This window comes from Clostridium chauvoei, assembly GCF_002327185.1.
GTDB classification, from domain to species: domain Bacteria; phylum Bacillota; class Clostridia; order Clostridiales; family Clostridiaceae; genus Clostridium; species Clostridium chauvoei.
In genome coordinates, this window is the sequence record NZ_CP018624.1 from 1,463,036 (window position 1) to 1,476,197 (window position 13,162).

General features: G+C 27.2%; 14 protein-coding genes. 2 read left to right on the forward strand and 12 right to left on the reverse strand.

The features are described 5' to 3' along the window. The first annotated feature begins 168 nt into the window (after window positions 1-168). Entirely contained in the window at window positions 169-1,668 is a 1,500-nt protein-coding gene (yjeM, locus tag BTM21_RS06880; protein ID WP_079481821.1) for a glutamate/gamma-aminobutyrate family transporter YjeM, read from the forward strand. A gap of 51 nt (window positions 1,669-1,719) precedes the next feature. Here yjeM and BTM21_RS06885 read toward each other — a convergent pair whose 3' ends face one another. Continuing rightward, window positions 1,720-3,090 (reverse strand): MATE family efflux transporter, encoded by a 1,371-nt coding sequence (locus BTM21_RS06885; protein ID WP_021875439.1) that lies wholly within the window; start codon window positions 3,088-3,090, stop codon window positions 1,720-1,722. Window positions 3,091-3,182: 92 nt separating this feature from the next. Beyond that, window positions 3,183-3,728, reverse strand: coding sequence for a nucleotidyltransferase family protein (locus tag BTM21_RS06890; RefSeq protein WP_021875438.1), 546 nt, complete (start codon window positions 3,726-3,728; stop codon window positions 3,183-3,185). 307 nt (window positions 3,729-4,035) lie between these two features. Between BTM21_RS06890 and BTM21_RS06895 the strand changes: the two genes are divergently transcribed. Next, window positions 4,036-6,069, forward strand: coding sequence for a methyl-accepting chemotaxis protein (locus tag BTM21_RS06895; RefSeq protein WP_021875437.1), 2,034 nt, complete (start codon window positions 4,036-4,038; stop codon window positions 6,067-6,069). A 37-nt stretch (window positions 6,070-6,106) separates the two neighbouring features. On the opposite strand, the gene BTM21_RS06900 is transcribed toward BTM21_RS06895, so the two are convergent. From BTM21_RS06900 to cbiT, 10 genes are all read right to left on the reverse strand, one after another. Beyond that, window positions 6,107-6,793, reverse strand: a complete 687-nt coding sequence (locus BTM21_RS06900) for a hypothetical protein (protein WP_096145385.1) — start codon at window positions 6,791-6,793, stop codon at window positions 6,107-6,109. Window positions 6,794-6,997: 204 nt separating this feature from the next. Next, window positions 6,998-7,693, reverse strand: coding sequence for a CbiQ family ECF transporter T component (locus BTM21_RS06905; RefSeq protein WP_079481287.1), 696 nt, complete (start codon window positions 7,691-7,693; stop codon window positions 6,998-7,000). After that, complete coding sequence (locus BTM21_RS06910; protein ID WP_021875434.1) at window positions 7,668-7,949, reverse strand: energy-coupling factor ABC transporter substrate-binding protein; 282 nt, start codon at window positions 7,947-7,949, stop codon at window positions 7,668-7,670. Before BTM21_RS06910 ends, BTM21_RS06905 begins: the two co-directional genes overlap by 26 nt. A gap of 34 nt (window positions 7,950-7,983) precedes the next feature. Then, the gene (locus tag BTM21_RS06915) at window positions 7,984-8,673 is read right to left on the reverse strand and encodes an energy-coupling factor ABC transporter permease (protein ID WP_096145386.1); all 690 of its coding nucleotides are present in this window, start codon (window positions 8,671-8,673) and stop codon (window positions 7,984-7,986) included. A gap of 1 nt (window position 8,674) precedes the next feature. Beyond that, window positions 8,675-9,454 carry a cobalt-precorrin-6A reductase gene (locus BTM21_RS06920; RefSeq protein WP_079481286.1) on the reverse strand — a complete coding sequence of 260 codons (780 nt, stop codon included), beginning with the start codon at window positions 9,452-9,454 and terminating at the stop codon, window positions 8,675-8,677. After that, window positions 9,451-10,167, reverse strand: coding sequence for a precorrin-3B C(17)-methyltransferase (cobJ, locus tag BTM21_RS06925; RefSeq protein ID WP_021875432.1), 717 nt, complete (start codon window positions 10,165-10,167; stop codon window positions 9,451-9,453). The genes BTM21_RS06920 and cobJ overlap by 4 nt, the downstream gene beginning before the upstream one ends. Window positions 10,168-10,181: 14 nt before the next feature. Continuing rightward, window positions 10,182-11,150 carry a cobalt-precorrin 5A hydrolase gene (gene cbiG / locus BTM21_RS06930; protein ID WP_021875431.1) on the reverse strand — a complete coding sequence of 323 codons (969 nt, stop codon included), beginning with the start codon at window positions 11,148-11,150 and terminating at the stop codon, window positions 10,182-10,184. A 2-nt stretch (window positions 11,151-11,152) separates the two neighbouring features. Continuing rightward, window positions 11,153-11,899, reverse strand: coding sequence for a precorrin-4 C(11)-methyltransferase (gene cobM, locus BTM21_RS06935; protein WP_021875430.1), 747 nt, complete (start codon window positions 11,897-11,899; stop codon window positions 11,153-11,155). Window positions 11,900-11,909: 10 nt separating this feature from the next. Beyond that, window positions 11,910-12,575: a cobalt-factor II C(20)-methyltransferase gene (locus BTM21_RS06940; RefSeq protein ID WP_021875429.1), complete on the reverse strand. Its 666-nt coding sequence runs from the start codon at window positions 12,573-12,575 to the stop codon at window positions 11,910-11,912. Further along, the gene (gene cbiT, locus BTM21_RS06945; protein WP_021875428.1) at window positions 12,575-13,153 is read right to left on the reverse strand and encodes a precorrin-6Y C5,15-methyltransferase (decarboxylating) subunit CbiT; all 579 of its coding nucleotides are present in this window, start codon (window positions 13,151-13,153) and stop codon (window positions 12,575-12,577) included. The genes BTM21_RS06940 and cbiT overlap by 1 nt, the downstream gene beginning before the upstream one ends. Window positions 13,154-13,162: the final 9 nt, after the last annotated feature.

The following is a 13,162-nucleotide window of genomic DNA, read 5'->3' on the forward strand; positions in this document are numbered from 1 at the left end:
TCCCTAATTTTTTAATTTTATTTTACCCAAATACTTCAATTTAAAATGTGCTTTTATTATACACTATTCCATTTAATTATCAAGTATCCCTAAAGTTTCCTTAATATATGACTTAAATATGGGCAACATATTTAAGAATAATTTATAAGGAGGAATTAAGTTTTGGGAATTAATAAAAGTAATTCAAGTAAATTAACTTTAAGCGCTCTTATACTTATGATTTTTACATCAGTTTATGGTTTTAATAATATACCAAGAGCCTTTTATTTAATGGGTTATTCAGCTATCCCTTGGTATATTTTAGCTGCAATAACCTTCTTTATTCCATATGCCTTTATGATGGCAGAGTATGGAGCTGCTTTTAGAAAAGAAAAGGGTGGAATATATTCTTGGATGGAAAAATCCGTAGGTCCTAAATATGCTTTTATTGGAACCTTTATGTGGTTTGCTTCTTATCTAATATGGATGGTAAGTGTCTCTTCATCTATTTGGGTACCTTTATCTAATCTTATATTTGGTTCAGATAAAACGGAAACTTGGTCCTTATTTGGTTTAAATGCTCCAAGAACATTAGCTATCTTAGGTTGTATATTTATAATTTTAATAACCTTTATCTCATCAAGGGGACTTAAAAGTATAGCTAAAGTAGCTTCAGTAGGTGGTATTTTTGTAACTAGTGCAAATATAGTCTTAATTATTGGTGCATTAATAGTTTTAGTAGCTAATGGATTTCACATGGCTCAACCAATAAACGTATCAGAGTTTATTCATTCACCAAATCCTAATTATCAAACCCCTTTAGGAATACTTAGTTTTTTAGTTTTTGCATTATTTGCTTATGGTGGTTTAGAGGCTGTAGGTGGTTTAGTTGATAAAACTGAAAATCCTAAAGTTATATTTCCAAGAGGTATTAAAATAGCAGCCTTAGTAATTGCTATAGGATATTCTTTAGCTATTTTATTTGTAGGGTTCTTTATTAATTGGAATAATATCCTAAGTTCACCTAATGTAAATATGGCTAATGTCTCTTATGTAGTTATAAAAAATTTAGGAATCGAATTAGGTAAGGTCTTCAAATTATCTCCTAGTGGAATTGAAATTTTAGGAGCTTGGTTTGCAAGATTTATTGGTCTTGCAATGTTCTTAGCTTTAACTGGAGCATTTTTCACTTTAATATACTCTCCACTTAAACAATTAATAGAAGGAACTCCTTCTGAAATTTGGCCAAAAAAGTGGACAATTAAAGATAAAAATGATATGCCTGTAAATGCAATGTGGGTTCAATGTTTAATAGTAGTTGCTATAATTCTTATTTCATCCTTTGGTGGAAAAAGTGCAGGAGTATTTCTTAACTACCTAATACTAATGGGTAATGTTGCTATGACAATTCCCTATATGTTTTTATCCTTTGGATTTATATATTTTAAAAAGAAAAAAGAAATTCAAAAACCTTTTGAAATATATAAAAACCCAATAATAACTAATGTAACTGCTATTATAGTTACATTTACAGTTGGGTTTGCAAACTTTTTTACAATATTACAACCAGCCTTAGAAACTAAAGATTATACCTCTACTGTATTTCAACTAATAGGGCCTGTTTTCTTTGGAGTAGTAGGATTTTTACTTTACTATATATACGAAAAGAAAGCTTCTAAAAGTAATTAAAAAAAGTTCCATAAGCTTATATTCTTATGGAACTTTTATATTTTAGTAAATTTAAACTTCAACCTGTGCAAAATCTCTAGTTACATCTGTAACCCATTTTCCACTTAATACTCTAAACACACTTACAATAGATTTTAAAATCTCATCTGATTTAAGTACTAAAAATACTATTGTTACTGGAAGCTTTAACACAAAGGCAGCTATAAACCCTACCGGTATAGCAAACAACCACATAAATATAATGTCATTTACTAAAACAAATTTTGCATCTCCACCACCTCTTAGTACACCCATCATTAAATTTACTCCTAAAGCTTGGAATACAACTATAATAGATGTTACTTTCATAATTTCCATTGCAATATTTTTAGTTACTTCACTAACATTATAAAAATCAACTACTATTGGTCTTATTATATAAACAATCCCACTTGCCATAAGTCCCATAAAAATACTAAAGATTCCAATAGTAAAAGCGTATTCCTTAGCTTTTTCCTTCTTACCTTCACCAATAGTGTTTCCAATTATAACTGAGGCTGCATTGGATAATCCAAATATAAACACTGTAACAAACTGATGGGCAACTCCATTTATACTATTAGCTGCAACTACTTCTGTTCCCATTCTTCCAACAACAACCGAAAGCATTGATGCTCCTATTGACCAAAGAAATTCATTGCATAAAACGGGTGTGCAAATTGATATATAATCCTTTAAAATAATCTTGTCCACTATCTTAAAATACCTTAATTTAAGAATTATTTTATCTTCAAATATACTCATAAACACTAAAACTATTAGAAACTCTGAAATTCTAGCTAATACTGTTGCAATAGCTGCCCCTTTTATTCCAAGCTCTGGCATTCCTAAATTACCAAAAATTAATACCCAATTAAAAAATGCATTAATTATTAAAGATGTACTATAAACAATTATTGATATTTTAACTGTTTTAACCGAACGAAGAATCATTATAGTACAATTAGTTATTGCATAAAATAAATATCCAATACAAATTATTCTAAGATAACTCGAACCAGCTTCTATTACAGCCAAATCAGTTGTGAAAATCCCCATAAATTTTCTAGGAATAAATACAGCAATAGAAATAAAAATTAAAGTAATTACAATACAAACTCTATACATTATTGAAAGAATCTTATGTATTGTTTTTCTATCTCCTTTTCCCCAATATTGAGATATCATAATATTAGATCCACCAGCTAATCCAAACATTAAAATCATAAGAATAAAAAATAGATTATTTGCAATAGACACTGCCGATAATTGTACTTCCCCTAAAGAACCCACCATTAATGTATCTATCATACTTACTGCAAAAGTAATTAAATTTTGTATTGCTATAGGCAAAGATATACTTAAAAGTAATCTATAAAATTTTTTATCTCTAGTTATTTTCATATAAACCCCCTTCTTAACATTAAAATTCTACTAATTAATCAGTCTAACTACTATTTTACTATAAATCTAAATATTTTTTAATGTATTTTTTATTAATTTATAATATTTTCTAATCTACTTTTAATATTTCCCGGTAAATCCTTTACCAATGCTCTCTCTATTAATTCTCTATGCTTTATTCCATTCTCTTTTAAATATTTTTCTATTAAACTAACCTTTTTATCTCTTCCTTTTATAAGCTGATAAATTATATACCAATCTTCTAATGACATAAAAGGAACTATTACTCCATTTAAGCTTTTATATGACGTTATAGATTTTTCATCTAATAAAACAATATATTTTCCATTTTCATGATTTATAGTAAAATCAGCCATAACATCTATATCTATTCCATCAACTACATATTCATAAAAATACTTAGTAGAATAATTTAGATTTTCATTTCCTTCTTTTCTTATTCCTATATTTTTTAAAATACTATCTAATTTTTTTACATCTTTAATATCTACAATTATATCTATATCATTAACTTTATTTATTATTTTATATTCTTTTAGTAATATAGAGGCTCCTATTGCCCATCTTATATTACTTTTATTTAATTCTCTAGCCACTTTTTGTAATGTATTAAACATAAACTACCTCTTCCTTTTAATTATTTTTTCTATATTCTAATAATAAAACTTCTAAATCCTAAAGTCTATATTTTAAACAATCTCATACATTTTTATAAGTTTTTTTGGGAAACTAATTTTATAACATCTTTTAGGAGGGCTTTGGATTATTGCAGCTGTAAGTTTACTTAGAGGTTTTCTTGCTCTATTAATTTACTGGGAAATGAAAAGTGAAAAGTCTGAAACATCTAAATAATAAATTTATTAAAGTTTTGTCGTTAAATGTCGATTATTAATTTTGACATACTTTTATAAAGGAGATTTATACATGACTTTAAAAAACCTAAAAACACAAAAGAAAAAGCAAATAACATTAAAATCTAAAATGATAACAACTTTAGTTCCTTTAATGGCACTAATTATATTATTACTTGGATTTTCTTCTTATTTTCTTGCAAAAAATTCATTATTAAAAAATACTGAAGGATTTTTAATATCCTCTGCTAAGCTAGCTAGCATAGATGTTAGTGACGTTATAGCTGAAAGAAGCAATACTCTTCTAGCTTTAGCTTCAAATCCAATATTAAAAGAAAAATCTGACTTTAATAGCAAAAAAACTTTTCTTAAAGAAGCTGTGAAAATAAATAAATATAAAAATATTGGAATAGCTGATACTACTGGAAATATAGAATACACATCAGGTACAAAAGGAAATATTTTTGAGAGAGAATATTTTAAAAATGCCTTATCTGGAAATATAGCTTTAGGTGCTCCTCACTTTGGGAAAGTTAGTGGTGATTTCTTATATGAAATGGCATCACCAATTACTAATTCAAATGGACAAGTAATAGGAGTTTTAGTAGCCATAAGAGATGGGTTTGAATTATGTGATATAATTTCAAATATTAATATTATGGGTGATGGTGGAGCTTATATATTAGATAATCAAGGAACCTTTATAGCTGAGAAAGATAAAAGCATTGTTGAAAAACAAATAAATGCATTAGAAGTTTCAAAAGCTGGAAGTAATATTGATACTCTTCAGGATATACATAAAAAAATGATTGCTAAAGAAACTGGAATATCCACATACTCTAATAAAGGTCATAAAAATTATATTTCCTATACTTCAATTAAAGGAACTGATTGGTCATTAGCTGTATATGTTTCTTATGATATAGTCTTAAAAGAATTTAGTAAAATAAAGATTTTAATTTCATTAATTTCTATTATTTGCTTAATAGTTTTAACTCTATTAATTAATTATATAGCAAATAAAATCTCTAATCCAATTGTTAAGGTTAACACTGCATTAAATTCCTTTGCTAATGGTGATTTTACTAATACAATAGATATAAATTCTATAAATTGTAAAACAGAACTTGAAACTATGAGTATTTCATTAATAAAAGCTAATGAAAGCCTAGTTAACAGTTTTAATAGCATTAAAACTACTACTAACTCTATAGATAATAAATCAGAAGTTTTAAAAAATATATCAAATGAACTTATAAATCTTATTTCCGGAGTATCACAAGCTATTTCTGATGTTGCTAATGGTACAAGTACTCAAGCTATGGATCTTACAAATATAACTAGTAGCTTATGTGATTTTAGTGAAAGTTTAGAAAAGCTTACTAAAGAAGTATTAATCATTACATCAATGAATGATATTATTAAAAAGAAAGCAGAAAATAGCACAGATGAACTTTCGAATTTAACTGAAAACCTTTCAAAATTTAATTCTAATTTTAATAATTTCAATTCTAGATTAGAATCAAATACACTAGAAATAAAGAAAATAAATGAAATGACTGATTTAATTAGAAATATCTCAGATCAAACAAACTTATTAGCATTAAATGCTGCTATTGAAGCTGCTCGTGCTGGTGAAGCTGGAAAAGGTTTCTCTGTTGTGGCTGATGAAATTAGAAAATTAGCTGAACTAAGTAATCAATCTACTGAAAATATTTATTCAGTTGTAAATAATATTATTGTAAATACCGAAGACCTAGTTTCTAATTCTTTAAATATGAAAAAGGATGTAGAATCTCAAGATGTAGTGGTTAACAATACTATTAAATCTTTCAATGAGATATTACTTTCAATAAATGATATTATTCCTAAAATATCATTTATGAGTGAAAATTTAAATTCTATAAATACTAATAAAGATACTATACTTCAAAAGATAAATAATTTATCTGCTATTTCTGAGGAAATTTCAGCAACTACTGAAGAAATTGCTGCTTCAGCAGAAGAATTAAATGCTTCAGCAGTAGTAGTTGGTAATTCTTCAGAAGAATTAAACGAACTTACTCGTAAAACTAAAAGCGAAATGGATAACTTTAAAACTGAATAATTTAAAATTAAAATAAACATCTAAATATAAACTGCCCCTATCTTCTAGATAAGGGGCCAGTTTTAAATTTAGATGTTTTTATATTTCTCTTATGCTTTTTTATTTCTATTGATCCATCTTCATTTTCTACATATATAAAATCACTATTTAATTCACTTACAAAAGCTTTAATCCATAAAGCCCTAAGAGTGTAAAATCTTTCAACATCTCCATTTTCCTTTTCCCAAATATCTTTATGTACACATACTCTTCTTATCCATTTAACTTCATCTTCTTCTGATTTAATTATTTGATGAACTCTATCACAAGGCATTCCATCTAATATATAATCATTCATATCATTAAATATATCTATAGCCGTTCCTGTTTCTACACCTTTTTTAATAGCTTCCTTTGCAGCCTTCATACCTTGAGTTATATATATTTTTTGCAGCTTAGAAAAATTCTTTTCATCTTTTAAAAGTTCTGTTGTCCATGCAGCCATTCTGCCTTCTGCTGAATGAATTTTACTTTGTAACCATCCATGAATATTACTTTTATCTATCATATCTTCAAGAGGTATATTAGGTAGTCTATCCCCATATCTCCCTTTGATTTCTTTTGATAAATTCGCTACCTCTAATCCTTCCTTTTTTGCAAGATCTATTATTTCTTCCTCAAGACCTTCAAACCATATTATTTTATTAAATAACCAATAATGAATTTTACCTAAAAATAGACTCATTTATATCATCCTTTCTGTTTAGCTAGGATTATTTTATCCCTTTGTTCTTTTTATATTCAAATTATACTAAAAAACTTACATTTATTCTGTAACATTTGTTACATTTTCAAAAAAACTTTAACTTGAAATAGAGCAAAGATTTTTTCTTTGCTCTACTTCAAGTTTTAATCTAATTAAGATTGTGATTTTATTATAGAAATTTCACTATAAAATATTTATAAACCCTAATAATACTATATAAATAAGTAAATAACTTAATCTTAATTTACTTATTTTAAAGTTATAACTATAATTGTGTTTACCTACATAACATCTGTTTTTTAATGCTAGATTTATTTCTCTCCATCTAAATATTAAATTTTTAAAGGAAACTCCTAAAGCTTTTCCAAAATCCTTTATACTACTTTTAATCCCACTAAATCCACCTCTTGCTTTTATTGCATTAAAAGTTATTTTAAAGTCATCTTCTAGAACTATTATAAATCTTTCCATAGATTTAATAATATCAGCTACATCCCTTGTATATTCAAACTTTCCAATTATATAAACTATGTGATTTATAGGAGTTGTTAGTGATAAAAAACTTATGCTTAACGCTCCATTTATACCTCTTAAAATTAATATTATAATGTAATTTATTGAATTTCCTTGCCAAATTAAACTTATTGTAGTAAATATAGAAAAGAAAATTGCTATACTTAAAAATTTATTAATTATTCTTATTGGATTTCTAGCTATTAAATTTAATACTATAAAAAATACTATATTTAAAAATATTATATATGGATTTTCTATATAACTACATACTGTTAATGATATTAAAACTAAAATTAGTTTTTCTATTGGATGTATATATGAGTATTTACTATTTAAGCTATACAGATTTATTTCCCGTATCATGCTTTTTCTTTCCTACAAAATATCCTATAAATCCTGCTCCTATTGCTGCTTGCATTGAGAAAAGAAAACTTTCAACTTCTCCTGAAGGTGGTTCCCAAAGACTTTCAAACCATGGTTCATAATCTGAATTTATTTCCGTTATTAAACCTTCTGCTTGTTCATCAGCTCCTGCAAACTCTCCATTTTTACTTATTATAAAAGGACCTACAATTAATAAAATACAAATTATAAATAAAGTTAAATTTTTCTTTTTCATTATAATAGTCCTCCTTCTAAGTCTGAAAGTTCTTTTATGCAGTGTTTTTTATAAAGTCATAAATAACTACTGAAACTATACCTTCAACTATAGCTAAAGGAACTTGAGTTACTGCAAAAACACCTAGGAATTTAACTGCTGATACAATTACTCCTCCATCTGCTGATGGGAAAGCTAAAGCTAATTGAATTGATGTAATTACATAAGTTAGTAAGTTTCCTAAAGCACAAGCTGAAAATACTGCTACTGATTCATTTTTCTTTTTTAATATCTTGTATATAAAATAAGCTACAAAGGGCCCTACAATCCCCATAGATAATACGTTAGCACCTAAAGTTGTTAAACCCCCATGAGCAAGTAAAAGTGCTTGAAATAATAATACAACTGTTGAAATAATAACCATAACTACTGGTCCAAAAACCACTGCTCCAAGACCTGTTCCTGTTGGATGTGATGAACTACCTGTTACTGATGGAAGCTTTAATGCTGACATCATAAATACATAAGCTGCCATAAGAGCTAAAAGCATCTTTATATCACTATTTCTTTTAATGATTTTTCTAAGCTCTCTAATGCTTAAAATTATAAATGGTGCTGCTAATACAAAATAGAATATACACCAGTTTAAAGGTAAGTATCCTTCAGCTATATGCATTGCATAAGCATTGAAAGGAATAGAAAATGATAATATTAATGTAAATAATAAAAATCCTAGTTTTTTCATTTTATATCTCCCCTAAATTATATTTTTTCACTATAAAATCAACTAATTTATGGACATCATTAAAGGTTTGTCCATAATTTATCTTTGGTTTATTTAGAACTATAATCTTAAGATTATTATCAATAGCAGCTTGTACCTTTTCTTTAATCCCCCCTTCTATTCCACTATCTTTTGTTATTAAAATCTTAATTTTAAATTCTTTAATAATTCCATTATTTATTTCATATCCAAAAGGACCCTTAATGGCTATAATATCTTCTACATTAACCCCTATATCTATTAGTTTTTGAAGTACTTTAACTGATGGAAGTATTCTATGTATAACTCTATTTTTAAGCTTTAAATTTAGAATTTTTTCTACATTATTACTTCCTGTAGTATTTAAAACATTTCCATCAATGCTATTTAATATATCTTTTAAGTCTTCATATTTTTCTATTTTAATTATATCTTTATTTTCTAACTTATCATCAAAATAGCTTTTTCTTTCATATCTTATATAATCTATACCTAGTTCTTTACATACTTTAATAGAAGTTCTACTTACCTCTTGTGCATATGGATGAGAAGCATCTACTAAAACCTTTATATTAAACTTTTTAAAGATTTCTTTAAACTCATCTTCCTTTAAAGGTTTATCATTAATATGAAGTGTTTTAAATTCTTTTAAAAGCTCTCCACCATATTTTGTAGCTGTAGATACTAAAATTTTATCTGTATGCTTATTTATTAAAGATAGAATTTCCTTTCCTTCTGAAGTACCTAAAATAAAAGCTATCATATTGAATATCCTCTTGGAGTAACAAACTTACCATCTTTTATATAGCTTTTTGAATTTCCTATTATAACTATTGAAAGCATATCAACTACATTTTCGTCAAACTCCCCAAGTTTAAATAAATTGTAGCTTTCCTCATCTCTTAGAGCATTTCTTACAACTGCTATTGGAGTATTTAAATCTCTATACTCTTTTATTATTTCTATACATTCCTTTAAGTAATGTGGTCTTCCCTTACTTCTAGGATTATATAATGAAATTACAAAGTCCCCTTCTGCTGCTAATTTAACTCTCTTTTTAATATCTTCATAAGGAGTCATTAAATCACTTAAACTTATATTACAATTATCATGCATAAGTGGTGCTCCAACTACTGAACCTGCTGCACTTGAAGCTGTAATTCCTGGTATTATTTCTATATTTTCATCTTTTTTAAGCTCTAATATAAGTCCTGCCATTCCATAGATTCCTGAATCTCCAGTACTTATAAGTGCAACAGTATTATCTTTTGAAAGCCTTAATGCTTCTCTACATCTTTCTTCTTCCCCACGCATTCCTGTTTTGAAAATTTCTTTTCCTTCTATAAGAGGCTTAATCATTGCTACATATTTTGTGTAACCAACTATAATATTACTTTCTTCTATTGCCTTTAATGCCTTAACAGTAATATGATCTAACCCTCCTGGTCCTATACCTATAACATATAATTTACCCATTAATTTTTTCTCCTTTAAATTAACTTTCCAATAGCTAATGTCATTCCATTATTTTTTATTTTCTTAACTATTATTTTTCCTCCTAAAAGTTCAACAACAGGCTCGCATACAGATCTAACGCCAACTGTTGCTTCTACAAAGTCACTACCTTCATAGTTATCTTGAACCTTAGCTATTTCTTCTTTAGTAAAAAATTTTATTTCTGAATTTAAAGTGTTACTTAAATTTAATATTGCCTTTTCATTTTTTTTGATATCTATTGAGGCTATAGACTTAACTGAATCTACAGATAGATTATTTTCCTTTAATGTATTTATTACAAAATCTAAGAGTTTCTTTTCCTCTGTATTTTTTCTACATCCTACTCCAAGGATTATATCTTGTCTTATAAGTTTTAATATGTTCTCTTTATTTTCTGCTTTATTTGTAATCCATAGAGTATTGTCCTTTAAAGTTTCTACTTCCTTATATCCTTTGGGACATTCTATTTTTTGGTCATCATCTTTAAAATAAACCTCTTCATTGTTTACAAGTTTACTTGCAATAATTTTAGCTAATTTTAAATCCTTTATTATAAGATTATTATCTATAGCTATAGTATCTGGTGCTAAAAGCTCTAAATTATCTGTAGCTGTAGTTATAACTAAGGTATTATTTAATATCTTTGATATTTCTTTAGCTAAATTATTAGCGCCTCCTAGATGACCAGATACTAAGCTTATAGAAAACTTATTACATACATCAACCACTACAACTGCTGGATCTTTATCCTTGCTTTTTAAGTAGTTAGCTATAGCTCTAACTGCTATTCCTGTTGAACTTATAAAAACTAGTGAATCATACTTTTCAAAACATTCTTTAGTTATTTTGTCTAAAAGAAAATCTTGCATCTTAGATTTTTTATAAATATCTCCACCTAAAGCTTCTCTTATTTTTTCTCCTAAGATATCTCCTTTTTCTGTAACACTTATTATCCCTATCATAGTTATTTCTTAGCCTCTCTAAACATATGAGTAAACCCTTTATCATATAAAAGGCTCTTTTCATATTTGCAGTCTATAAAGTCTCCTACTAGTATTTGGGCGCATTTTTTTATTCCTGCTTCTTTAACCTTTTCTCCTATATCATCTAAAGTTCCAATAAGTACTCTCTCATCTTGCCAAGTTGCTCTTTCTACAACAGCTATTGGAACATTTCTTCCATAACCATTTCTTAATTTTTCTACAACCTTATCTATCATTGATATTGATAAAAATATAGCCATAGATGCTCCAATAGATGCTAGTTTTTCTAAATCTTCTGTTTCTGGTACAGGTGTTCTCCCTTCTACTCTAGTTAAAATAACTGTTTGAGTTATTGATGGAAGGGTAAACTCTCTATTAATAGCAGATGCTGCTGCTGTAAATGAACTAACTCCTGGTATAACCTTATAATCTATATTTACTTTAGAAAGTTCATCCATTTGTTCTTTTATAGCTCCATAAATTGAAGGATCTCCTGTGTGAAGTCTAACTATTAGCTTATCTTTATTTTCTTTTATTACATCAATTACCTCATCTAAGGTCATTTTTGCTGAATTAAAGATTTCTACATCCTCCTTGCAAAAATCTAAATGCTCACTACTAACTAGTGAACCTGCATATATAACTATATCTGCCTTACTTAAGATGTCTCTTCCCTTTACAGTTATTAAATCAACATCCCCAGGTCCAGCTCCTATAAAATAAACCATTTTTTCTCACCTACTCTTTACTTGCTAATATTAATGACATATATTCTTTAGAATTTATTATTTCTTCTTTATCTTTTAATATTCTTTGACCTTCTCTTCCAGCTTTACTAACATATACATAATCAAAGCCTTTTTCTTCTAAAACATTTATAACTTCTTCCTCATGTTTATAAACCTTCATTATAACAACATATTTTTCATCTTTAATATCACTAACTCTTGTTGCTGGTAAAACCATAAGAGGATTATTTCCTACAACTAAAGTTCTATCAACTATACTAGCTGCTGCACAAAAAGAAGTTATACCTGGTATTGTTTTTACCTTAAAACCTCTTTCTTCAATATGTTTTAATAAATGAATATATGTACTATATACATAAGGATCTCCTATAGTTAAAAATGAAACATTTTTTCCTTCTCTTAATTTTTCTTCTATTAAATCATAAGCTGCCTTTGCCTTTAAAACCCTATCTTTAGTTCCCATAGGAAAGTGTTTTATTATTATTTCTGTTCCTTCTTTTATATAATCCTTTGCAGTTTCTAAAGCTATACTTTCTCCACCATCTATAGCACTTGGAGCTACAATTACATCTGAAGCTTCTATAGCCCTAACTCCCTTTACTGTAATTAATTCACTATCTCCTGGCCCTACGCCTATTCCATATAATACCGCCATTAAATTTCTCTCCTTATTGCCTTAACTATATAAATAGGATTGTTAGCTATCATCATATAGCTATCGCCTCTATTTTTACTTATATTAACCATCGATATATCTATTTTGTAATTTAAACTTCTCATAAGATCTATTGCTTTATAGGCATTATCTATAGTTATAAAATTCATAACTATATTCCCACAATCTTTAATTAATTCATTGCAATCTAAAATTATTTTTTCTAAACTTCCTGAGCTTCCACCTATAAATATAGAGTCAAACTTTTTATTTTGTTTTTTAAGTGTATCTAATATATCTAAAGCTTCACCTTTAAATAATTCTATATTTTCACATTTGAATTTTTCTATATTCTTCTTTGTTACTTCTATTGCTTCTTCATCTTTTTCTATTGAATAAATTTGTCCATTATATGATATTTTAGAAGCTTGTACAGTTATACTTCCAGTACCTGAGCCTATATCTAAAACTTTTGAATCATCTTTTAACTCTAGTTTAAAAATACTTAAAGCTCTTATATCTTCCTTGGTCATTGGGCAATTTCCTCTAATAAATTCCTCATCTTTAATTAAAATCATATATACCCT